Annotated in this window: 22 protein-coding genes; 9 read left to right on the top strand and 13 right to left on the bottom strand. The window is 65.5% G+C overall.

The genetic code is table 11. The annotated features are described in order from the left end of the window. The first annotated feature begins 38 nt into the window (after window positions 1–38). The 3 genes from coaE (at window position 39) to yacG (ending at window position 1,706) form a co-directional block, all read left to right on the top strand. Window positions 39–689 carry a dephospho-CoA kinase gene (gene coaE / locus ACFDR9_RS01450; RefSeq protein WP_409029834.1) on the top strand — a complete coding sequence of 217 codons (651 nt, stop codon included), beginning with the start codon at window positions 39–41 and terminating at the stop codon, window positions 687–689. 64 nt (window positions 690–753) lie between these two features. Then, window positions 754–1,509 (top strand): cell division protein ZapD, encoded by a 756-nt coding sequence (zapD, locus tag ACFDR9_RS01455; RefSeq protein WP_409029835.1) that lies wholly within the window; start codon window positions 754–756, stop codon window positions 1,507–1,509. A gap of 14 nt (window positions 1,510–1,523) precedes the next feature. After that, on the top strand, window positions 1,524–1,706 hold the full coding sequence (gene yacG / locus ACFDR9_RS01460) for a DNA gyrase inhibitor YacG (protein WP_026133475.1): 183 nt from the start codon (window positions 1,524–1,526) through the stop codon (window positions 1,704–1,706). Between the two features lie 95 nt (window positions 1,707–1,801). Here yacG and ACFDR9_RS01465 read toward each other — a convergent pair whose 3' ends face one another. The 3 genes from ACFDR9_RS01465 to argJ are packed head-to-tail and all read right to left on the bottom strand — an operon-like array spanning window position 1,802 to window position 4,336. After that, window positions 1,802–2,224: an NUDIX domain-containing protein gene (locus tag ACFDR9_RS01465; protein ID WP_409029836.1), complete on the bottom strand. Its 423-nt coding sequence runs from the start codon at window positions 2,222–2,224 to the stop codon at window positions 1,802–1,804. After that, window positions 2,211–3,101: an ATP-binding protein gene (locus ACFDR9_RS01470; RefSeq protein WP_327075859.1), complete on the bottom strand. Its 891-nt coding sequence runs from the start codon at window positions 3,099–3,101 to the stop codon at window positions 2,211–2,213. The genes ACFDR9_RS01465 and ACFDR9_RS01470 overlap by 14 nt, the downstream gene beginning before the upstream one ends. Next, the gene (gene argJ / locus ACFDR9_RS01475) at window positions 3,098–4,336 is read right to left on the bottom strand and encodes a bifunctional glutamate N-acetyltransferase/amino-acid acetyltransferase ArgJ (protein ID WP_017879178.1); all 1,239 of its coding nucleotides are present in this window, start codon (window positions 4,334–4,336) and stop codon (window positions 3,098–3,100) included. The genes ACFDR9_RS01470 and argJ overlap by 4 nt, the downstream gene beginning before the upstream one ends. Before the next feature lie 258 nt (window positions 4,337–4,594). Between argJ and ACFDR9_RS01480 the strand changes: the two genes are divergently transcribed. The 3 genes from ACFDR9_RS01480 (at window position 4,595) to ACFDR9_RS01490 (ending at window position 8,355) form a co-directional block, all read left to right on the top strand. Then, window positions 4,595–5,815, top strand: coding sequence for a porin (locus ACFDR9_RS01480; protein WP_327075858.1), 1,221 nt, complete (start codon window positions 4,595–4,597; stop codon window positions 5,813–5,815). Between the two features lie 9 nt (window positions 5,816–5,824). Beyond that, window positions 5,825–6,238 (top strand): hypothetical protein, encoded by a 414-nt coding sequence (locus ACFDR9_RS01485; RefSeq protein WP_327075857.1) that lies wholly within the window; start codon window positions 5,825–5,827, stop codon window positions 6,236–6,238. Window positions 6,239–6,333: 95 nt separating this feature from the next. Continuing rightward, the gene (locus ACFDR9_RS01490; RefSeq protein ID WP_327075856.1) at window positions 6,334–8,355 is read left to right on the top strand and encodes an ATP-binding protein; all 2,022 of its coding nucleotides are present in this window, start codon (window positions 6,334–6,336) and stop codon (window positions 8,353–8,355) included. 183 nt (window positions 8,356–8,538) lie between these two features. Here the strand turns inward: ACFDR9_RS01490 and secA are convergent, their stop codons facing one another. Next, on the bottom strand, window positions 8,539–11,286 hold the full coding sequence (gene secA / locus ACFDR9_RS01495) for a preprotein translocase subunit SecA (RefSeq protein ID WP_017879182.1): 2,748 nt from the start codon (window positions 11,284–11,286) through the stop codon (window positions 8,539–8,541). Window positions 11,287–11,540: 254 nt separating this feature from the next. On the opposite strand from secA, the gene ACFDR9_RS01500 reads away from it, so the two are divergent. Next, window positions 11,541–12,035, top strand: coding sequence for a DciA family protein (locus ACFDR9_RS01500; RefSeq protein WP_017879183.1), 495 nt, complete (start codon window positions 11,541–11,543; stop codon window positions 12,033–12,035). A 47-nt stretch (window positions 12,036–12,082) separates the two neighbouring features. Here ACFDR9_RS01500 and lpxC read toward each other — a convergent pair whose 3' ends face one another. Together lpxC and ACFDR9_RS01510 are read right to left on the bottom strand one after the other, a co-directional pair. Beyond that, window positions 12,083–13,018, bottom strand: coding sequence for a UDP-3-O-acyl-N-acetylglucosamine deacetylase (gene lpxC / locus ACFDR9_RS01505; protein ID WP_017879184.1), 936 nt, complete (start codon window positions 13,016–13,018; stop codon window positions 12,083–12,085). 88 nt (window positions 13,019–13,106) lie between these two features. Then, window positions 13,107–13,949 carry a DMT family transporter gene (locus ACFDR9_RS01510; RefSeq protein WP_327075860.1) on the bottom strand — a complete coding sequence of 281 codons (843 nt, stop codon included), beginning with the start codon at window positions 13,947–13,949 and terminating at the stop codon, window positions 13,107–13,109. A 392-nt stretch (window positions 13,950–14,341) separates the two neighbouring features. Between ACFDR9_RS01510 and ACFDR9_RS01515 the strand changes: the two genes are divergently transcribed. Further along, on the top strand, window positions 14,342–14,653 hold the full coding sequence (locus tag ACFDR9_RS01515; RefSeq protein WP_081612030.1) for a BrnT family toxin: 312 nt from the start codon (window positions 14,342–14,344) through the stop codon (window positions 14,651–14,653). Further along, a complete protein-coding gene (locus ACFDR9_RS01520) occupies window positions 14,607–14,909 on the top strand; it encodes a BrnA antitoxin family protein (RefSeq protein ID WP_409029877.1) in 303 nt (100 codons plus the stop codon). The genes ACFDR9_RS01515 and ACFDR9_RS01520 overlap by 47 nt, the downstream gene beginning before the upstream one ends. 81 nt (window positions 14,910–14,990) lie before the next feature. Here the strand turns inward: ACFDR9_RS01520 and ACFDR9_RS01525 are convergent, their stop codons facing one another. The 7 genes from ACFDR9_RS01525 to murG form a co-directional block, all read right to left on the bottom strand. Then, window positions 14,991–15,497 (bottom strand): peroxiredoxin, encoded by a 507-nt coding sequence (locus tag ACFDR9_RS01525; protein ID WP_017879188.1) that lies wholly within the window; start codon window positions 15,495–15,497, stop codon window positions 14,991–14,993. A gap of 258 nt (window positions 15,498–15,755) precedes the next feature. Continuing rightward, complete coding sequence (gene ftsZ, locus ACFDR9_RS01530; RefSeq protein WP_026133478.1) at window positions 15,756–16,967, bottom strand: cell division protein FtsZ; 1,212 nt, start codon at window positions 16,965–16,967, stop codon at window positions 15,756–15,758. A 165-nt stretch (window positions 16,968–17,132) separates the two neighbouring features. Then, window positions 17,133–18,365: a cell division protein FtsA gene (ftsA, locus tag ACFDR9_RS01535; protein WP_327075854.1), complete on the bottom strand. Its 1,233-nt coding sequence runs from the start codon at window positions 18,363–18,365 to the stop codon at window positions 17,133–17,135. Between the two features lie 8 nt (window positions 18,366–18,373). Continuing rightward, a complete protein-coding gene (locus ACFDR9_RS01540; RefSeq protein WP_327075853.1) occupies window positions 18,374–19,195 on the bottom strand; it encodes a cell division protein FtsQ/DivIB in 822 nt (273 codons plus the stop codon). Window positions 19,196–19,202: 7 nt separating this feature from the next. Next, a complete protein-coding gene (locus ACFDR9_RS01545) occupies window positions 19,203–20,171 on the bottom strand; it encodes a D-alanine--D-alanine ligase (RefSeq protein WP_327075852.1) in 969 nt (322 codons plus the stop codon). A gap of 32 nt (window positions 20,172–20,203) precedes the next feature. Further along, window positions 20,204–21,604: a UDP-N-acetylmuramate--L-alanine ligase gene (murC, locus tag ACFDR9_RS01550; RefSeq protein ID WP_327075851.1), complete on the bottom strand. Its 1,401-nt coding sequence runs from the start codon at window positions 21,602–21,604 to the stop codon at window positions 20,204–20,206. Window positions 21,605–21,614: 10 nt separating this feature from the next. Then, complete coding sequence (murG, locus tag ACFDR9_RS01555; RefSeq protein WP_327075850.1) at window positions 21,615–22,670, bottom strand: undecaprenyldiphospho-muramoylpentapeptide beta-N-acetylglucosaminyltransferase; 1,056 nt, start codon at window positions 22,668–22,670, stop codon at window positions 21,615–21,617. Between the last annotated feature and the right edge of the window lie 5 nt (window positions 22,671–22,675).

A 22,675-nucleotide genomic window follows, 5' to 3' on the forward strand; every position in this document is an offset into this window, starting at 1 on the left:
CCTTCCGAACCAGCACCAGCACCAGTACCAGGATATCGATGGAACAAGTCCAACACGCAGCCTACTTCAGCGTCGGCCTGACCGGCGGCATCGGCTGCGGCAAGAGCACGGTCGCCGACCTGTTCGCCGTCCGCGGCGCCAGCATCGTCGACACCGACCTGATCGCCCATAGCCTGACCGGTGCCGGCGGCGCCGCCATGCCGGCCCTGCTGGCCGAGTTCGGCGCCGCCTTCGCCGACGCCGACGGCGCGCTTGAGCGCGCCAAGATGCGCAAGCTGGTCTTCGGCGACCCGCGCGCCAAAGTCCGCCTGGAAGCCATTTTGCACCCGCGCATCCGCGCCGCCACCATGGCCGCGGCGGCCGTCGCCGGCGGCAGTTACGTGATTTTCGCGGTGCCGCTGCTGGTCGAATCGGGCGGCTGGCGCGAGCGGGTCGAGCGCGTGCTGGCGATCGACTGCCCTGAAAGCCTGCAAATTGCCCGGGTGATGGCGCGCAACGGCTTGCAGCAGGAGCAAGTGCAAGCCATCATGGCGACCCAGGCGACGCGGGCGCAGCGGCTGGCGGCGGCCGACGACGTCATCGTCAACGACGCCGGTTTGGAGCGCCTGGCGCCGCAAGTGGAGCGCCTGCACCGGCTATACTTGGCTTTTGCGGAAAGAATGCCAACAATACCATCACAACGTTTGTAATTTGTCGACTCTTGGTTCAGAATCACGGGATTCTTTGCGGTTCCATATTTAAAGGGATGTTATTTTGATTGTCTACGAATACCCTTTCAACGAACGCATACGTACTTTGTTGCGGCTGGAAGACCTGTACGACAAATTCAAGTTCTTTGTCCACCAAGAACATCCAATGCAACACCACGTCGCCCTCGCCACCATCTTCGACATGCTCGAGGTGGCCGGCCGCGCCGATTTGAAGTCCGATTTGCTGCAAGAGCTGGAACGCCAGCGCCAAAGCCTGCTGGGCTACCGCTCCAACCCGAACGTCGCCGCCGACACGCTGGACGCGATCCTGGCCGAACTCGACGCGGTCAGCAGCGCGCTGGTGGCGTCGCAGGGCAAGACCGGGCAAAACATCCGCGACAACGAATGGCTGATGAGCATACGCGGGCGCACCATCATCCCGGGCGGCGCCTGCGAGTTTGACCTGCCGTCGTATTTCGCCTGGCAAAAGCGCAGCGCCGAACACCGCTTCGCCGATATTTGCGGCTGGTTCGCGCCGCTGGCGCCGTTGTTCGACGCGCTGTCGCTGGTGCTGCGCCTGCTGCGCGACTCCGGCCGCCCGGTCAAGATGATCGCCGGCGCCGGCAGCTACCAGCAGATGTTGCAAGGCAAGGTGTACCAGATGCTGCGCCTGAGCCTGGACGAAACCACCGGCGCGATCCCGGAGATTTCGGCCAATAAATACATGCTGTGGGTGCGTTTCACCACCCAGGGCGGCGACTTGAAGCCGAAGCCGCTGGAAGACGACGTCCCTTTCGAGCTTACGCTCTGTAATTTTTAGATTTGTTGAACGCCATGACCGTTGTTAACTGCCCTACCTGTTCCGCCAAAGTCGAGTGGACTGAAAAAAACACCTTCCGCCCGTTCTGCTCGGAGCGCTGCAAACAGATCGACCTGGGCGCCTGGGCCGAGGAAAAGTACAGCATCCCCGCGGTGAAATCGCCCGACGATGTGCTGGACGACGACAGCGCCACCTGATGTTCGTTGAAAGAATCAACACCAAGGGCGCAACTCCGGGGCCAGACCTTCAGGTCTGACCTTGCCGCCACGGCGCCGGCTCTTTGCCCTTGGCTTTAAGCGCCTTCGCGGCAGTCGCGCCGCACCACGTCCAGCCATTCCAGCAGCGGAATGGTGGCCGGCAGCAGCGGCGCGACGCCGACTTCGCCCTGCCACGCGAACGCCTGTCCCTCCAGGCTTTGCGGCTCGCCGCGCCACTCGCGGCTGATGTAGAAGTGCAGTCGCACGTGCGCGTGCGGGTAGACGTATTCGACGCCGCACCACGGCTCGGCGCTGACGATGTGCAGACCCAGCTCTTCGACGAATTCGCGCTTCAGCGCGTCGAGGATCGCCTCGCCCGCCTCCACTTTGCCGCCCGGGAATTCCCAGTAGCCGTCGTAGGGTTTGCCGGCCGGCCGCTGGCCCAGCAGCACGTCGCCGTTCGGCTTCATCAAAATGCCGACGGCGACGTCGACCGGCGCCGCCTTAAGCTGGCTCATCGGCTGGCCCGTCCGGCATTTTGCCGGCGTGGTCCTTGGCGAACTGCCAAGCCACGCGGCCCGAGCGCGAGCCGCGCATCAGCGCCCAGCGCAAGGCGTCGCCGCGCGCCGCGGCGATCTGCTCGGCGTCGCAGCCGAACGTGCCCAGCCAGTGCGCCACGATGTCGAGGTAGTCGTCCTGCTTGAACGGGTAGAACGACAGCCACAGGCCGAAGCGCTCCGACAGCGAGATTTTCTCCTCCACCGTCTCGCCCGGATGCAGGTCGCCGTCCTCGGTCTGGCGGTAACTGCTGTTGTCGGACATGCGCTCCGGCAGCAGGTGGCGCCGGTTCGAGGTGGCGTAAATGAGCACGTTGTCCGACTGCGCCGAGATGCTGCCGTCGAGCGCCACCTTGAGCGCCTTGTAGCCGCTCTCGCCCTCCTCGAACGACAGGTCGTCGCAGAAGACGATGAAGCGCTCGGCGCGCCCGGCGACCAGATCGACGATGTCGGGCAGCTCGGCCAGGTCGTCCTTGTCGACCTCGATCAGGCGCAGGCCGTCCTTGGCGAACTGGTTCAGGCAGGCCTTGATCAGCGACGACTTGCCGGTGCCGCGCGCGCCCGTCAACAGCACGTTGTTGGCCGGCCGGCCGCTGACGAACTGGCGCGTGTTCTGCTCGATCTGGCTCTTTTGCGTGCCGATGTTGTGCAGGTCCGACAGGCCGATCTGCGACACGTGCGCAACCGCCTGCAGGTAGCTGGCGCCGCCGGCGCGCTTGCGCCAGCGGTAGGCGTGGCCCAGGTTCCAGTCGGTGGCGCGCTGCGGCGGCGGCAGCGCCGCCTCGACGCGCTGCATCAGCGCCTCGGCGCGGCGCAGGAATTGGTCGAGTGGTGTCATGAGCGGTAATCGGCGTTGATGCTGACGTAGTCGTGCGACAGGTCGCAGGTCCACAGCGTGGCGGTGGCGTCGCCGCGGGCCAGGTTGACGCGGATGGTGATCTCGCTTTGCTGCATCACGCGCTGGCCGTCCTGCTCCTGGTAGTCGGGATTGCGGCCGCCGTTCTTGGCGACCCAGACGTCGTCGAGGTACAGGTTCAGCGTGTCGACGTCGAGGTCGTCCACGCCGGCGTAGCCGATCGCCGCCAGGATGCGGCCCAGGTTCGGGTCGGAGGCGAAGAAGGCGGTTTTCACCAGCGGCGAATGGGCGATCGAGTAGGCGATCTTGCGGCATTCCCCGGCGTCGCGGCCGGCTTCCACGGTGACCGTCATGAACTTGGTGGCGCCCTCGCCGTCGCGCACGATGGCCTGCGCCAGGAAGGTCGACAGCTCGGTCACGGCGGCCGCCAGCGCGGCGTACTGCGGCGTGTCCAGCGAATCGACCTTCAGCGTGCCGGCGCCGGTGGCCACGACGATGAAGGAATCGTTGGTCGAGGTGTCGCCGTCGATGGTGATGCAGTTGAACGACTTGTCGGCCGCCTGCTTGACCAGTTGGTCCAGCACCGGCTGGGCCACGGTGGCGTCGAACGCCAGGAAGCCGAGCATGGTCGCCATGTTCGGTTTGATCATGCCGGCGCCCTTGCTGATGCCGGTCAGCGTGACCGTGTGGCCGTCGATGACGACGCTGCGCGAGGCCGCCTTGGGCTGGGTGTCGGTGGTCATGATGGCCTCGGCGGCGCTGAACCAGTTGTCGTTGCTCAGCGCGCCGACGGCCCGCGGCAGGCCGGCGACCAGGCGCTGCAGCGGCAGCGGTTCAAGGATCACGCCGGTCGAAAACGGCAGGATCTGGCCGGGCGCGCAGCCCAGCAGGTCGGCCAGCGCGGCGCAACTGGCGTGGGCGTCGGCCAGGCCGGACGGACCGGTGCCGGCGTTGGCGTTGCCGGTGTTGACCAGCAGCGCGCGGATCGGCGCGGCGCCGGCGGCCACGGCCGCCAGGTTGGCCTTGCACACCTGCACCGGCGCGGCGCAGAAGCGGTTCAGCGTGAACACGCCCGACACCGACGCCGTCGGCGCCAGCGCCAACACCAGCACATCCTTGCGGTTCGGTTTCTTGATACCGGCTTCAGCAACGCCGATGTCGATGCCGGCGACGGCTTTCAAGTCTGCGGCGACGGGCTTGGGGGAATTGACGGCCATATGAGTTTTTCTGGTAGGGAAATGGGAGCCGCTATTGTAATGCCTCCGGGCGCGGCGCAGCGCCGGCGGCTGGAATCGCGCGCGGGATCGACGCGGCGGCGGCGATGGCAATCGAGTCAAAAAAACAACAGATCGGCCTCATATCACTGAAATGGCATATTTCCTTCCCCCTCCATAGCAAATCGCGTTATGTTACGGAACTATCAATTGCGGAGTGACAACTTACGCATATGAAAGACAACACATGACGAGAGCACGATGAATCCACGAATCCTGGCGCTGCTGCTGGCTGGCTTGCCCGTCGCGCCCGCCTGCGCCGACGGCCTGCCGGCCGACGGCAAGTTGAGCCTGAGCGGCTTCGCCACCTTCGGCATGGCGCGCACCAACAGCGACGAGGCCCAATTCGTCCGCTACAACCAGGCCGAGGGCGTCGATTCGGGCGTTAACAGCGGCACCGACAGCAACCTGGGCTTGCAGGCGAGCTACAAGTTCACGCCGGAGCTGTCGGCCACGGCGCAGGTGCTCACGCGCCAATACACCAGCACCCATTACGCCCCCGAACTGAGCTGGGCCTTTCTAAAGTATCAGCTGCGCGACGAGCTGAGCCTGCGCGCGGGCCGGGTGGTGGTGCCCAGCTTCATGATGTCCGACTACCAGAACGTGGGCTACGCCAACACGATGATGCGCCCGCCGTTGGAGATGTACGGCCTGGCGGCGATTGAGCACATCGACGGCGCCGACCTGACGTACCAGCGCTCCTTCGGCGCCAGCACCGTGACGGCCCAGCTGGCCGCCGGCGTCAGCCACGGCAAGCTGTTCGTCGCCGGCGGCGGCGGTTCCATCGCCACCATCCGCGCGCCGCTCTACGCGCTCAACCTGGCGCTGGAAAACGGCCCGTTCACGCTGCGCCTGAGCCGCCTGACGACGGAGCTGGAAAGCCGCGACTTCCGCATGCTCAACACCCTGACGGCGCGCCTGCAGCAGGCCGGCTTCGCGGCGCTGGCGCGCGAGCTGACGCTGGTGGGCGGCAAGAAGATCAGCTTCAGTTCGGTCGGCGCGACCATGGACTGGCAGCAGTTGCTGTTGCAGGGCGAATACGGCCGGCGCCAGGCCAACGAGCCGGTCTACATTCCCGACAACGACGCCTACTATGTGATGGCCGGCTACCGGGTCGGCGCGCTGCTGCCCTACTACGCCCACGCGGCGGTGTGGCAGAAGGGCCGCTCGGTGACGCTGCCGGCCAACTTCCCCGCCGGCGGGGCGCTGGCGCGGCGCGTCGACTTCGGCTACCTGACGGCGGCCGAGCAACACTCCGACCTGCTCGGCCTGCGCTGGAATTTCGCCAAGGCGCGCGCGCTGAAGGTGCAGATCGACCGGCTCCGGCCGACGCGCAAATCCGGCGGCCTGATCAACGGCCCCGCGGACGGCCTGAAGCACCCTGTGGTGGTCGTGGCGTTCGCGCTCGACGCCGTGTTTTAAGGGGGCGCGATGAAAACACCGTCCGCCCTCACGCTGTTGCTCGCGCTGTTGTTCAGCGCGCCGGTGGCGCCGGCGTGCGCCGCCACCGCCATCATCGTCAGCGCGCGCAACACCGCCACCCGCATCGTCAGCGACCAGGCGGCCCAGATCTTCCTTGGCAAATCAAACCAGCTGACGCCGATCGACCTGGCCGACAACTCGGCCACCCGCAGCGACTTCTACCAAAAAATCGCCGGCAAGGACCAGGACCAGGTGAAGGCGATCTGGTCGAAGATCGTCTTCACCGGGCGCGGCTTTCCGCCCAAGGAATACAATAGCCCGGCCGACGTCAAGAAAGCCGTCGCCGCCGACAGCGGCGCGATCGGCTACATCGACAAGGCCGCCGTCGACGATACCGTCAGGGTGGTCCTGATCGTGCATTGAGCCGCCGTGGCGGCGACGGCGACACAGCGCCTGCGGCCGCGGCCGAAGGCATCCGATTGGTACACCGGCGTCGGCCGGACAGTGGGGAGAGCAGCGTGAACCTGTCGCTACGGGCGAAATTCCTGATACTCAGCGCGGTGGTGCAGGCGCTGGTGGTCGGCCTGCTGATCTGGAACAATATGCGCATCATGGACCAGGCCGTCAGCAACAACGCCGACCGCGTCGCCCACGAATACGCGGTCACGCTGAACCTGTCGCTGGGCGCCTATGCCAGCAAGGGCCGGCTGCCCGAACTGCGCTCCTACCTCAACGAAATGCTGGCCGATCCGGCCGACAGCTTCGTGCGCTACATCGTCGTGCTCGACCGCGACGAGCTGCCCATCATCGTCGCCGGCAGCGTGCCGCCGAAGCTGCCGGCGCTGCTGCAACGGCCCGGCGTGCGCACCAACCAGGGCTTGAAAACGCTGCTGGTGGACGCCATGCTGCACGCGCGCGCGCCGCTGCTGTTGAAGGACAACCAGGTCGGCTCGCTGCACTTCGGCCTGTCGACCTCGGACCTGGCGCAGGCGCGCGACGAGGTGCTCAGCCAGGGCAGCGTGATCTCGATCGTCGGCTTCGGCATCGGCCTGCTGCTGTTCTACGCCTTCACGCGCGGCATCGGCCGGCGCCTGGACGGCTTGAACGCGCAGTCGCAGCGCCTGGTGCAGGGCGACTACGGCGCCCTGCTGCCCGAGCACGGCGGCGACGAGATCGAAGTGGTGTCGCGCTCGCTGAACACGATGAACCTGGCGCTGCGCGCCCGCATCGCCCAGCTCGAGCAGGCCGAGCGGCGCCTGTCGGAGTCGGAGGCGCGCTTCAAGATCCTGTTCGACGTGGCGCCGGTGCCGCTCAGCGTGACCGACCGCGACGGCACCATCATCGCCGCCAACCTGGCGCTGGAACGCACCTTCAACGCCGGCGCCGGCGCCATCGTCGGCAAGAACGCCACCGACATCTCGTTTTGGGAAGACGCCGCCGAACCGCGCCGGGTGATGGCGATCCAGGCCCGCGACGGCGCCGTCGACGGTGAAATCGCCCGGGTGCGGCTGGCCGACGGCCGCGCCGGCAGCGTGGCGATCTGGACCTCGTCGCTGTCGCTGGACGGCGCCACCGCCATCATCTGGGCGCTGCTCGACCTGACCGAGGAACTCAACGCCAAGGGCGAACTGAAGGAACTCAACACCTCGCTGGAGAGCCGGGTGCGCGAGCGCTCGGCCGAACTGGAGCGCGCCAACGGCGACCTTAGCGACGCCCTCGACACGCTGCAGCGCACCCAGCACGACCTGCTGGCGGCCGAGAAAATGGCCTCGCTCGGCTCGCTGGTGGCCGGCATCGCGCACGAACTCAACACGCCGATCGGCAACAGCCTGCTGGCCTCGACGACGCTGTCGGACCGGGTCGTCGAATTCGACCGGGTGATCGCCGGCGGCGCGCTGCGGCGCTCGGCGCTGGTGGCGCACCTGGACGAGGTCAAGCAGGCCGCCGGCCTGATCTCCGGCTCGCTGCAAAAGGCCGCCAACCTGATCTCCTCGTTCAAGCAGGTGGCGGTCGACCAGACCAACGACCAGCGCCGCAGCTTCGACCTGCTGCTGGTGCTGCAGGATACGCTGGCGACCTACCTGCCGCGCCTGCGCCGGGCCCACTGCGTGGCCCGCCTGGAGATTCCGCCGGGACTGACGATGGACTCGTACCCGGGCAGCCTGTACCAGGTACTCAACAACCTGATCAACAACGCCCTGGTGCACGGCTTCGACCGGCGCGCCTCGGGCGCCATCACGATACAGGCCTGCGACATCGGCGACGGCCAGATCGCGCTGCAGTTCGGCGACGACGGCAACGGCATGAGCGACGAGGTGCTGCGCCACGTCTTCGACCCCTTCTTCACCACCAAGATGGGCCAGGGCGGCACCGGCCTGGGCATGAACATCGTCTACAACATCGTCACCGGCGTGCTGGGCGGGCGCATCAACGTCACCACCGCGCCGGACCGGGGCACGACGATCCGCATCGTCATGCCGCGCACGGCGCCGCTGCGCGACGGCGCCAAGAAGAGCACGGCGGCGGCGCTGGCCGTGTAGGCGGCGGCGCATCCAAAGACCAGGGGCGCAACCCTGGGGCCAGCCCCCCCCCCCCGCGGCAAGGCGAGAGGGCCGGCCCCCGGCTCTTCGCCGCTGGTTTTTTCGGTGTCGCGGCGCGCATTGTTAACGCAAAAAAGGGCGGAGAATTCGCATTCTCCGCCCTTTTCCATTCAGCCTCGCGGCTTACGCCAGCTTGCCGTGGCAAGCCTTGTACTTCTTGCCGCTGCCGCAAGGACAAGGGTCGTTGCGGCCGACGCGCATGCCCTCGGCCACCTCGCCGGGCGCCGCGCTCGGCGCCAGCAAATCCTCCGGCGCCGCGTTCGGGTTGAAGTCGGCGTGCTCGTAGTGCAGGTTTTCCACGTGCGACTGTTGCATCGCCAACTCGGCCGCGTCGATTTCCTCGCGCGACTGGATGCGCACCGTCATGACCAGCTTGACCACTTCGTTCTTGATCATGTCGAGCATCTGGCCGAACAGTTCAAACGCTTCGCGCTTGTATTCCTGCTTCGGATTCTTCTGGGCGTAGCCGCGCAGGTGGATACCCTGGCGCAGATGGTCCAGCGCCGCCAGGTGTTCGCGCCAATGGCTGTCGACCGCCTGCAGCATAACGTTGCGTTCGAAGCCGCCGAACGATTCCTTGCCGACGATGTCGATTTTCGACTGGTAGACCGCGTCGGCCGCGCCGATGACGCGCTCGAGCAGGTCCTCGTCGGTCAGGTTGGTCTCGGCCGCCATCATCGCCTGCAGCGGCAGGTCGATTTGCCATTCGGCGGCCAGGGTCGCCTCCAGCGCCTTGATGTCCCACTGTTCCTCGACCGATTCTTCCGGCACGTTGACGCGCACCAGGTCGGTGAACACGCCGTGGCGCAGCGAGGCGATCAGCTCGGAAACGTCGGTCGTCTCCAGCAGCTCGTTGCGCTGCTGGTAGATCACCTTGCGCTGGTCGTTGGCGACGTCGTCGTATTCGAGCAGTTGCTTGCGGATGTCGAAGTTGCGCGCCTCGACCTTGCGCTGGGCCGATTCGATCGAGCGCGACACGATGCCCGCCTCGATCGGTTCGCCTTCCGGCATTTTCAGCCGGTCCATGATGGCGCGCACGCGGTCGCCGGCGAAGATGCGCAGCAGCGCGTCGTCGAGCGACAGGTAGAAGCGCGACGAACCCGGATCGCCCTGGCGGCCGGCGCGGCCGCGCAACTGGTTGTCGACGCGGCGCGATTCGTGGCGTTCGGTGCCGATGATGTGCAGGCCGCCGGCGTTGACGACGTGGTCGTGCAGCGACTGCCATTCGTCGTGCAGGGTCTGCGCCTGGGCCGCCTTGTCGGCGTCCGACAGCGCGGCGTTGGCGTCGATGACCTTGATCTGGTTTTCGACGTTGCCGCCCAAAACGATGTCGGTGCCGCGGCCGGCCATGTTGGTGGCGATGGTGATGGCTTTCGGACGGCCGGCCTGGGCGATGATTTCCGCCTCGCGCGCATGCTGTTTGGCGTTCAGCACGTTATGCGGCAGCTTGGCCTTGGTCAGGATGCCCGACAACAGCTCGGAATTCTCGATCGAGGTGGTACCGACCAGCACCGGCTGGCCGCGTTCGCAGCAGTCGGCGATATCCTTGAGCATCGCGCCATACTTTTCCTCGGCCGATTTGTAGACCTGGTCCTGGCGGTCCTTGCGCTGCAAGGGCCGGTTTTGCGGAATCACGACCGTTTCCAGGCCGTAGATTTCCTGGAACTCGTAGGCCTCGGTGTCGGCGGTGCCGGTCATGCCGGCCAGCTTGCCGTACATGCGGAAATAGTTCTGGAAGGTGATCGAGGCCAGCGTCTGGTTCTCGTTCTGGATTTTCACACCCTCCTTCGCCTCGACCGCCTGGTGCAGGCCGTCCGACCAGCGCCGGCCCGTCATCAGGCGGCCGGTGAATTCGTCGACGATCACCACCTCGTTGTTCTGCACCACGTAGTGCTGGTCCTTGAAGTACAGCGCGTGCGCGCGCAGCGCCGCGTACAGGTGGTGCACCAGCGTGATGTTGGCCGAGTCGTACAGCGAGGCGCCTTCCGGCAGCAGGCCCATCTGGGTAAGGATGCCCTCGGCCTTTTCATGGCCGGCTTCGGTCAGCAGCACCTGGTGCGCCTTCTCGTCCTTCGTGTAGTCGCCCGGCACCTCGATCTTGCCCTTGCCGTCCGGCGTTTCCTCGCCGACTTGCAGGGTCAGCATGCCCGGCAATTCGTTGATCTTGTGATACAGGTCGGTATGGTTTTCAGCCTGGCCCGAGATGATCAACGGCGTGCGCGCCTCGTCGATCAGGATCGAGTCGACTTCATCGACGATGCCGAAGTTGAGCGCGCGCTGGACCCGCTCGCGCGACTCGAACACCATATTGTCGCGCAGGTAGTCGAAACCGAATTCGTTGTTGGTGCCGTAGGTGATGTCGGCGGCGTAGGCGCGCTGCTTGGTATCGTGCTCCATCTGCGACAGGTTGACGCCGGTCGACAGACCCAGCCAGCCATACAGGCGGCCCATGGTGTCGGCGTCGCGCTGGGCCAGGTAATCGTTGACGGTGACGATGTGCACGCCCTTGTCCGACAGCGCGTTCAAATAGGCGGCCAGGGTCGCCATCAGGGTTTTGCCCTCGCCGGTGCCCATTTCGGCGATCTTGCCGTAATGCAGTACCATGCCGCCGATCAGCTGCACGTCGAAGTGGCGCATGCGCAGCACGCGCCGGCTGGCCTCGCGGCACACGGCGAACGCCTCCACCAGCAGCGCGTCCAGCGTTTCGCCCTTGGCGATGCGCTCCTTGAAGGCGGGGGTTTTCGCTTGCAGCTCCGCATCCGACAGCTTTTCGATGGACGGCTCGAGCGCATTGATCTCGCGTACCGTTTTTTGGTATTGCTTGAGCAGCCGCTGGTTGCGGCTACCGAAAATCTGGGTCAGTAATGACATGCTTGAATTCTTGAAAAAACGCCGTTAAAAAAAGCTCTGTTGGTTACATCGCGTTACCGCACGGAGTTCGAATATGGCAAAAGACGGTGATTTTATCATGCGATGTGGCGAAGATTGGGTTATTGACTTGTATCACAATAGCTAAATGATAAACAATGTCGCGAAAACCGGCGCAGATGCGGCTTTCCGCCAAATATTTCCCCGCGCGCGCGCCGGACTCGCCACGCGGCCCCGGCTGTGATATGTTTCGGCAAATGCGATCCCACACCTTCTACCAAGCAAGCCGCGCCCGCTCGGGTCCGGCGCTGCCCGGCGCCACGGACTTCCTGCGCAGCAACGCCACGATGGCGTCCCTGATGCCGGCGGTGAACCGCATGATGGCGCTGCAAAAGGATTGCGCCGGCGCGCTGCCGGCCATGTTCCACAACTGCGATATCCTGCAGTTCGAGGACGGCCAGTTGGTGCTGGCGACGCCGACGTCGGCGGTGGCGGCCAAGCTGAAGCAGCAATTGCCGAAATTACAGGCGGAATTGGAAAAGCGCGGCTGGCAGGTGCGCGGCATCAAACTCAAGGTGCAGGTGACGAAAAGCATCGCGCCGGTGGTCCACACGCGCCAACTGCTGCTGCCGAGCATGGCGGTGTCGGCCTTCGACGAATTGAGCAACAGCCTGCCCGAGTCGAAACAAAACAACGGCCTGATCGCCGCGCTGCGGGCGATGGTGCAGCGGCGCCGCGAACCGGGCGGCTAAGTCGCCGCGACGCGGCCGGCGGCACGCAAGACCGGTGCATAGACGCCTTAAGTCAGCGCCCACTCCCTGGCCATTTGGCGCAGATACGACGGCGGCGCCGCCGCGTTGGTGTCGAACGAGACGATTTCGTACGCGTCCGGCCGCTCCAGCAGCGCCAGCAGCAACAGGTTGTTGAGCGCGTGGCCCGACTTGTGCGCCGTGTAACTGGCCAGCAGCGGATGGCCGATCAGATACAAATCACCGATCGCGTCGAGGATCTTGTGGCGCACGAACTCGTCGTCGTAGCGCAAGCCGTCCGAATTCAAAATACGGTACTCGTCCATCACGATGGCGTTTTCCAGCGAGCCGCCGCGGGCCAGGCCCATGCCGCGCAAGCTCTCGACGTCCTGCATGAAGCCGAAGGTGCGGGCGCGCGCCACGTCGTGCACATACGACACGTCGCCGAAATCGACCGAGGCGCGCTGGGTGGTGCCGTCGACCGCCGGATGGTTGAACTCAATGAAGAAATCGAGCTTGAAGCCGTTGTACGGGCTCAGCCCGGCCCATTTCTCGGCATCGCCCTTGCCCTGGCGCACTTCGACCGGCTTCAGCAGGCGAATGAATTTCTTCGCCGCCGGCTGCTCCTGCACGCCGGCCTGCTGCAGCAGAAACACGAAGGACGAGGCGGAACCGTCCATGATCGGAATTTCCTCGGCGCTGATATCGACCACCATATTGTCTATGCCCATGCCGGCGGCGGCCGACATCAAATGCTCGACGGTGGAGACGCGGGCGCCGTCCTTGACCAGGACCGAGGCCATGCGGGTGTCGCCGACGATGCCGGCGCTGGCGGGGAATTCGACGATGGGCAGCAAATCGACGCGGCGGAACACGATACCGGTGTCCGGCGCGGCCGGATGCAGGGTCAGCTCCACCTTGGTGCCGGAGTGCAGGCCGACACCGACGGTGCGGACCAGTTTCTTGATGGTGCGTTGTTTTAACATCCGAAGATTATATCAACTTGCGGCGAAACCGTTTCGCCGCGGCATCACAGATCCCGTCCGCTGGCAACAGCAAGCCTGCGTCGCCGGCTCAGGGATGTTCGGACTCGGCGTGCACCGCCTCGCGCCGGATCAGATACACGCCGCTGGCGATAATGATCGCCGCGCCCAGCAAGGTGTACTGGTCGGGCAGCACCTGCCACAGGATCCAGTCCAGCCCCATGCCCCAGGCCAGCGCCGAATATTCGAACGGCGCCACGCTCGACGCCTTGCCCAGCCGGAACGCCTCGGTGATCGCCAACTGCCCCAGGAAACCGCTCAGCGACAGGCCGGCCAGCAACAGCCAGTCCTGCTCGCGGATCGCCACCCACTCGTGCGCCGACAGCGCCACGCCGCCGATTGCCATCATCAGCATCAGCCAGAACACCATGCTTTCGCTGGCGTCGCTGCGGCTGAGCACGCGCCCGGTGATGGCCGAGACGGCGTAGCAGGCCGCCGAAGCGAGCACCGCCAGCCCGCCGATTGAAAAGAAATCGCCGCCGTTCGGCCGCAGCACCACCAGCACGCCGCCCATGCCGACGGCGACCGCGCACCAGCGCGCCGCGTCGACTTTTTCCTTCAGGATGAAAACCGACAAGGCCGTGATCAGCGTCGGCGCGATGAAGAAGATCGAATACGCCTCGGCCAGCGACAGCAGTTTGAGGCCGTAGGCGAAGGTGGTAATCATCACGATGCCGAGCAAGCCGCGCAGCAGGTGCAGCGGCCAGCGCACCTTGAGCACGCCCTTGAACGCGCCGCGCCAGGCGACGTAAATGCACACCAGCGGCAGCGACGACAGCGCCCGCAGCGCCGTCACCTGCATCGCCGGATACGTGGCCGAGAGCAGCTTCATCGCCGTGTCCATCAGCGAGAACATGGCGACGGCGATGAGCATCGCATAAATGCTGCGCAGGTTTTGGGCTTGGGGTGTCAAAGCGGGCTCCTCGCTGGTGGTCCCCGCGGCGGGGTGCGCGCGGGATAGATATCCCCAGCCAGCAAAAGCCGCTTGATGAATGTGCACCAATGTTGTGCGGGAATTATAGCAAGGCGTTGCCAACCGTGTTTGGCGGGCAATTTTCACACCGTGAAGAGACGCGTCTAAGAGAAAAGCGGCGCATTGCCGCGGTCTTGAGATCCATCAAAACTGGCAAGAATTAGACAAAAAACAGTATCGGGGGATGACGCGGCCGCTTTTATAAAGAATGAACCGAAGCGATAGTCGCACTGCGTTGACGGCGACGCGGTGTCAAACCCGATTGACTTCTCTTTTTTTTGTACATACACTAAATGAAGATCACATTTGACCCGGAAAAAGACAGACTGAACCGTAACAAGCATGGGGTGTCGCTGGCAGAGGCAGAGCACTTCAACTGGCAAGACTTCCTGTGGAAATTAGATCGCCGCGAAGACTATGGCGAAGACAGGGAAGCTGGTATTGGTACGATAGGCAGCCATTTGTACAAGGTCATCTATGTCGAGCGCGGTGATGTCCTGCGTATTATTAGCCTGCGCAAAGCAACGCAAACGGAGGAGGATGAATATGCAAGCCAGTATGAAGCGCAACCCCCGCTCGACTCCATTCATCCGCTCCACAGATGAAGAACAGGCGGCAATCACGGCGGCCGCCCTGAGTGATCCGGACGCGCTACCGTCAACGCCGGAGGAGTTGGCCCAATTCACACGGCGCCGCGGCCGTCCCCCTTCAGACGTGACCAAAGTTGCCATCAGCCTTCGCCTTGACCTGGATATCCTGAATGCGTTCAAGATGACTGGCCAAGGATGGCAAACCCGCATCAACGATGCCTTGCGTGACTACGTCGAGTCGCACGATATGCGGGGTCAGCGGGAAAGCTAAGGCGTCGCGTTGCCAAACGGCGCATGCGGGCAACAAAAACGGCGCCGCGGCGCCGTTTTCCATTGCCGATACGGGCGCAGCTTAAGCCAGTTGGCCCAGCAGCGTTTCCGCGTTCGACACGTCGAACTTGCCGCCCTGCTCGACGTTCAACTGCGTCACGACGCCGTTCTCGGCCAGCAGCGAGTAGCGCTGCGAGCGCGTACCCATGCCGAACTTGCTGAAGTCGGCGTCCAGGCCCAGCAGCTTGCTGTAGGCGGCGTTGCCGTCAGCCATCATGCGCACGATGCCGGTGGCTTTCAGTTCGCGGCCCCAGGCGCCCATGACGAAGGCGTCGTTGACCGAGATGCACCAGATTTCATCGACGCCCTTGGCTTTCAATTCTTCCGCGTGCTGGACGTAGCCCGGCACGTGTTGCGCGGAGCAGGTCGGGGTATAGGCGCCCGGCAGGCCGAAGATGGCGATCTTCTTGCCCTTGGTCAGCTCTTCAACCTTGAACGTGTTTGGACCCAGCGCGCAGCCTTCGGTTTCGGATTCGATGAATTCCGACAGGGTGCCTTCTGGCAGGGCATCGCCGATTTTGATAGTCATGCTTGACTCCTTGTATAGGGGGTTATGGGGGTGGCCGGGGCATAAAAAAGCCGCGCGGGGCGCGGCATACCCAAGCACTGGACAGCAGTATGCCTGAGTCTTTTCGTTTGTGCAGGAAACACGCCGAACCCAATGTCATGTAGGTTGGATTCGCGAAGCGTCATCCGACAACGTTGGCCGAAGCGAGGCACGCCGCTCCAGGCCAAGGTTGTCGGGTTACACCCAATGGGCTAAGCCGGCCTACAAAACCTGCGCCGCTTAGTCCGCCTGCTTGCGCAGGAAGGCCGGGATGTCGTAGGTTTCCATGCCGTTCTTTTCCATCGCGCGCACCTGCTCGGAAGCCGATTCGCGACGCCATACCGCCGGCGCCTTCATGCCGTCGAACGCTTGCCCCGGCACGGCCATGCCGACCGTGGTGCTGCCGGCGCCGCCGACGCCGCCCATAGCCGCCGACGGCGTCAGCGGACCGTTGTGGGTGCCGGTGCGCAGCATCTGCTGCGGCACCAGTTGGATCGACTTCTTGGCGCGGCCCAGGCCGGTAGCCACCACGGTGACGCGGATGTCGTCGCCCATGTTGTCGTCGTAGGCGATACCCTGGGCGATCGAGGCGTCCGGCGCCGCGAACGCGCGCACGGCGGCCATGACTTCCTTGATTTCCTTACCCTTCAGGCCACGGCTGGCGGTGACGTTGACCAGCACGCCGCGCGCGCCCGACAGGTCGATACCGTCCAGCAGCGGCGAGGCCACCGCCTGCTCGGCGGCGATGCGCGCGCGGTCGACGCCGGACGCGGTCGCCGTGCCCATCATGGCCTTGCCCTGCTCGCCCATGATGGTCTTGACGTCGTTGAAGTCGACGTTGATATGGCCCGGCACGTTGATGATCTCGGCGATACCGGCGACCGCGTTGTTGAGCACGTCGTCGGCGTGTTGCATCCACTCCAGCATGCTTTCGTCCTCGTAGATCTCTTCCAGTTTTTCGTTCAGGATGATGATCAGCGAGTCGACGTGCAGCGACAGCTGCTCCAGGCCCTCGTCGGCGATGTCCATGCACTTCTGGCCTTCGTACGAGAACGGCTTCGACACCACGGCCACCGTCAGCGCGCCCAGCGACTTGGCGATTTCCGCGACGATCGGCGCGGCGCCGGTGCCGGTGCCGCCGCCCATGCCGGCGGCGATGAAGACCATGTGCGCGCCGCGCAGCGCGTCTTCGATACGCGCGCGCGACTCTTCGGCCAGCTGGCGGCCCACTTGCGGCTTCATCCCGGCGCCCAGGCCGGTCTCGCCGATCTGGATGATGTTGTCGGCCTTCGAGGTCGACAGCGCCTGCGCGTCGGTGTTGGCGGCGATGAACTCGACCCCCGACATGCCCTTGTTGATCATGTGTTGAACCGCGTTGCCACCTGCTCCGCCGACGCCGACGACCTTGATGACCGTGCCTACAGCTGCGTTATCGACCATATCGAATTCCATGATGTGCTCCTATCAGTGTGCCGTTTCCAGGCGCCAGGCCTCATACGAATAGGAGAGCTGGAGATTGAAAACTGCGGTTAAATATAAAATATCGTGTGTGTTCCTGAATGCTTGTTGTGCTTATTGTGCTTATTCTTATTCCGCTGCCGGCGCCAAACCAGCGCCTTAAAAATTCCCTAAAAACCATTCCTTCATGCGCTGCCAGACCGCCTTCACAGAACCGTCCTGACGCGTCACGATATGGCCGCGCAGGTATTGTTTTTTCGCTTCCAGCAGCAGGCCCAACACCGTCGCGTAGCGCGGGCTGCGCACCACGTCGGCCAGCTGGCCGCGGTACTCGGGCGTGCCCAGGCGGGCCGGCTTGAGAAAAATATCCTCGGCCATTTCCACCATGCCCGGCATGATCGCGGTGCCGCCGGTGAGCACGATGCCCGACGACAGCACGCCCTCGTAGCCGGATTCGCGCACCACCTGGTGCACCATCGCGAACAGCTCCTCGACGCGCGGCTCGATCACCGCCGCCAGCGCCTGGCGCGACAGGTTGCGCGGGCCGCGGTCGCCCAGCCCCGGCACCTCGAGCGACTCGCCCGGGTCGGCCAGCACCTGCTTGGCGACGCCGTAGCGGATCTTGATCTCCTCGGCTTCCGACGTCGGCGTGCGCAGCGCCATCGCGATGTCGTTGGTGATCTGGTCGCCGGCGATCGGGATCACGGCGGTGTGGCGGATCGCCCCGTCCGAGAACACCGCCACGTCGGTGGTGCCGCCGCCGATGTCGATCAGGACCACGCCCAGCTCCTTTTCGTCCGGCGTCAGGACCGCGTCGGCCGAGGCCATCGGCTGCAAAATCAGGTCCGACACTTCCAGGCCGCAGCGGCGCACGCACTTGACGATGTTCTGCACCGCCGACACCGCGCCGGTGACGATGTGCACCTTCACCTCGAGGCGGATGCCGCTCATGCCGATCGGCTCGCGCACGTCCTCCTGGCTGTCGACGATGAATTCCTGCGGCACCGTGTGGAGTAACTGTTGGTCGGTCGGTATGTTAACCGCTTTCGCCGTTTCGATGACGCGCGCCACGTCGGCGGCGGTCACTTCCTTGTCCTTGATGGCCACCATGCCGCTCGAATTGAAGCTGCGGATATGGCTGCCGGCGATGCCGGCGTAGACGTTGCGGATCTTGCAGTCGGCCATCAGCTCGGCTTCCTCGAGCGCGCGCTGGATCGACTCGACGGTCGCCTCGATGTTGACGACGACGCCCTTCTTCAATCCCTTTGATTCGTGCTGGCCCAGCCCGATCACTTCGTGGCGCCCGTCGGGCATCACCTCGGCCACCACCGCCACCACTTTCGAGGTGCCGATGTCGAGGCCGACGATCAGGTTTTTCGCGTCTTTTGTCATTTCTGTGCCTACTGTGTGAGCCTGCTGATGGGCGTTGAATTATTCGGTTTTTTCTTTGCTGCGGTGCCCGGTTTTTTCCCCTCGGGCGGGATCACCAGGCCGGCGGAACTCAGGGCCAGGCCGTTCGGATAACGCATGTCGATCGTGTCGATGTTCTGCAGCCGGCTCGCCAGTTGCGGGTAGATCCCGGTCAGCCGGTCGACCCGCTCCTTCAATGTGGTCTTGCTTTGCTCGCGCCCCAGCGCCACGCTCATGCCGTTGTCGAGCTTGACGGTCCAGGCGTAACGCCCCGACAGCGACAGCGCCTGCGGCACCAGGTCGATCGGCGCGAACCAGGCGTGCAGCTCGGCGTAGCGGGCCAGCACCTCCTTCTCGCTGCCGTCGGGGCCGGAAAACTGCGGCAGCTCGTGGTCGTCCTCGGCCTCGGCCAGGTTGGCGGTGAAGACGTCGCCCTTGACCGACAGCAGGCGGCCGTCCTCGCCCCAGGTGCCGAGCGCGTCGTGCTCTTCCAGCGCCACCACCAGCTGGTTCGGCCACTCGCGCCGCACCGTTGCGCGGCGCACCCACGGCACCGACTCGAAGGCCAGCCGCACCGCGTCCAGGTTGGCCGTGAAAAAATTGCCTTTGATGCGGCCGCGGGTGCCGTTGCGCAGCGTCAGGTGGTTGACGTGGCGCAGCTCCTCCTGGTCGATGCTCTCCACGCTGATCGCCTGCAGCGTGAACATCGGCCATTGCGACACCCACCAGACGCCGGCGGCCACGCACGCGAGCATCACCACGGCAAAAATGCCGCTGGCGGTCGCGTTCAGGGATTTAGCGTCTTGCCACATGCTCGTCTCAGCCCCGCCCTTTGGCCATCTTCAGGCGCGCCGACGCCAGGATTTCCAGGCACAGGTCCTCGTAACTGATGCCCAGCGCGCGCGCCGCCATCGGCACCAGCGAGTGGCTGGTCATGCCGGGCGAGGTGTTCGCCTCGATCAGGAACAGCTGCTTGTCGGAGGCGCGCAGCAGCACGTCGACGCGGCCCCAACCCTCGCAGCCGAGGCCGCGGTAGGCTTCCACGGCGATGCGCTCCATCTCGGCGCGGTCGGCCGGGTCCAGCTCGGGCGGACAGAAATACTCGGTGGTGTCGGTGAAGTACTTGTTCTGGTAGTCGTAGTTGCCACCCTGGGCGACGATCTCGATCGGCGGCAGCGCGCGCGCGCCGGCGCCCTGGCCCAACACGGCGACGGTGAACTCGCGCCCGGTCACGAACTCCTCGGCCAGCACCGCGTCGTCCAGCGCGGCGGCGATGTCGTAGGCGGCGCGCAAGGCGCCGGCCTCGACGACCTTGGTGATGCCGATGCTGGAACCCTCGTGCGGCGGTTTGACGATCAGCGGCAGGCCCAGTTCGACGGCCACCGCGTCGAGGTCGGAGCCGGCGTCGAGCACCGCGTACTTCGGCGTCGGCAGGCCGTGCGCCAGCCAGATCATCTTGGTGTAGACCTTGTCCATGGCGATCGCGCAGGCCATCACGCCGCTGCCGGTGTAGGCGACGCCGAGCTGCTCGAGCGCGCCCTGCAGGCTGCCGTCCTCGCCGAAGCGGCCGTGCAGCGCGATGAAGACGCGGTCGAATTTTTCGCCGGCCAGTTCGGCCAGGCCGCGCTCGCCCGTGTCGAAGGCGTGCGCGTCGACGCCGCGGCTAAGCAGGGCTTTCAGCACGCCGGCGCCGGACATCAGCGACACTTCGCGCTCGGCCGAACGGCCGCCGAACAGCACGCCGACCTTGCCGAAGGCGCCCACGTCGATGGCTGTGGTCGGGCTCATGGTAGGGCTCAATGTAGGGCTCAATGTAGGGCTCATAATTCAGCGGCCTTTGGAAAAGTGGTCAGTTTGTGCGGTACGCCGCTGATCGAGCCGGCGCCCATGGTGACGACGACGTCGCCGTCGCGCGCCACGCTGATGATGGTGTCGGGCATGTCGGACATCAGTTCGACGAAGATCGGCTCGATCTTGCCGCGGGCGCGCAGCGCGTGCGCCAGCGCGCGGCCGTCGGCGGCGACGATCGGCGCCTCGCCGGCCGCGTACACCTCGGCCAGCAGCAGCACGTCGACGCTGCCGAGCACCTTGACGAAGTCCTCGAACAGGTCGCGGGTGCGGGTGTAGCGGTGCGGCTGGAACGCCAGCACCAGCCGGCGGCCCGGGTAGGCGGCGCGCGCGGCGGCCACCGTCACCGCGGTCTCGACCGGGTGGTGGCCGAAATCGTCGACCAGCGCGAAGCTGCCGCCGGTTTCCAACGCCACCTCGCCGTAGCGGGTGAAGCGGCGCCCGACGCCGGCGAACTCGGCCAGGCCCTGCTGGGTGGCCGTATCGTCGATGCCGATCTCGCGGGCGATGGCGATGGCCGAGCAGGCGTTCTGCACATTGTGCATGCCGGGCTGGTTCAACACCACGTCCAGCGCCGGATAGCCTTCCTGGATCACCGTGAAATGCATCTCCAGGCCGACCGCGCGGGCGTTCACGGCGCGCACCTCGGCGTCCTCGTGGAAGCCGTAGGTGGTGATCGGTTTCGAGATCATCGGAATGATGTCGCGCACGTGCGGGTCGTCGATGCACAACATGGCGCGGCCGTAGAACGGCAGGCGCTGGGTGAACTGGACGAAGGCCGCCTTCAATTTCTCGAAGTCGTGCTCGTAGGTTTCCATGTGGTCGGCGTCGATGTTGGTGATCACCTCGATCATCGGCGACAGGTTCAGGAAGGAGGCGTCGGACTCGTCGGCCTCGGCCACCAGGTAGTCGCCGGCGCCCAGCTTGGCGTTGGCGCCGGCGCTGGTAAGGCGCCCGCCGATGACGAAGGTCGGGTCCATGCCGCCCTGCGCCAGCACCGACGCCACCAGGCTGGTGGTGGTGGTCTTGCCGTGCGTGCCGGCGATGGCGATGCCGCGCTTGAGGCGCATCAACTCGCCCAGCATGACCGCGCGCGGCACCAGCGGAATCTTGCGGCTGCGCGCGGCGGCGACTTCCGGATTGTCCTGCGGCACCGCGCCGGAGGTGACGACGGCGTCGGCGTTGCCGACGTTCTCGGCGGCGTGGCCGAGCAGCACCTTGGCGCCCAGGCTTGCCAGGCGCTGGGTGGCGGCGTTGCTGCCCAGGTCGGAACCGGAGACGTTATAGCCCAGGTTGACCAGCACCTCGGCGATGCCGCTCATGCCGCTGCCGCCGATGCCGACGAAATGGATGTTTTTTACTTTATGTTTCACGAATCGAGTCTCATGCTAGTTGTTCCAATACCAGGGCGATGGCGTCGTTGGCGTCGCGCTTGCCGACCGCGCGCGCCGCCAGCGCCATCTCCAGGCAGGCGCCGCGCGTCAGCTTTTGCAGCAGCGCCGCCAGCGCGGCCGGGTTCATTTCCGTTTGCGGCAGGTGGATCGCCGCGTGTTGTTGCGCCATCCATTGCGCGTTGTCGCGCTGGTGGCTGGTGGTCGAAGCCACCAGCGGCACCAGCACGCTGGCCACGCCGGCCGCCGTCAGTTCCGACAGCGTAATGGCGCCGGCGCGGCAAATCACCAGGTCGGCGCCGGCGTAGGCCGCCGCCATGTCGTCGATGAAGTCGACCACCTCGGCCCGCACGCCGGCCTGCGCGTAGGCGCCGCGCAGCGCCTCGATGTTCTTCTTGCCCGACTGGTGCGTCACCAGCGGGCGCCGCTCCGGCGCGATCAGCGCCAGCGCCGGCGCCAGGTTGTCGTTGAGCGCCTTGGCGCCCAGGCTGCCGCCGACCACCAGGATGCGCAGCGCACCGGTGCGGCCCTCGAAGCGCGCCTGCGGGCCGGCCAGGTCGAGGATTTCGCGGCGCACCGGGTTGCCGGTGACGCTGGCCTTGCCGGCGGCGCTGCCGAAATCGGCGGGGAAGCCGAAGCAGACCCGCTGCGCCAGCGGCACCAGGGTTTTGTTCGACAGCAGCAGGGCCGCGTCGGCGTTCACCAGCACCAGCGGCACGCCGCGCAGGCGCGCCATCAGGCCGCCCGGCACCGTCACGTAGCCGCCCATGCCCAGCACCACGTCCGGCTTGCGCCGGCCGATGTAGCCGAAGCAGGCGAAGAAGCTGGCCAGCATCTTGAAGGCGCCGGTCAACGTGTGGCGCAAGCCCTTGCCGCGCATGCCGGAAAACTCGATGGCGTCCATCTCGACGCCGTGCCGCGGCACCAGCTCGCGCTCCATGCCGTGCGAAGTGCCCAGCCAGCTTACCTGCCAGCCGCGCGCGCGCATGGTCTGGGCGATCGCCAGGCCGGGGAAAATGTGGCCGCCGGTGCCGGCCGCCATAATCATCAATC

This window comes from Janthinobacterium sp. CG_23.3 (genome assembly GCF_046115965.1).
Taxonomy (GTDB): domain Bacteria; phylum Pseudomonadota; class Gammaproteobacteria; order Burkholderiales; family Burkholderiaceae_D; genus Janthinobacterium.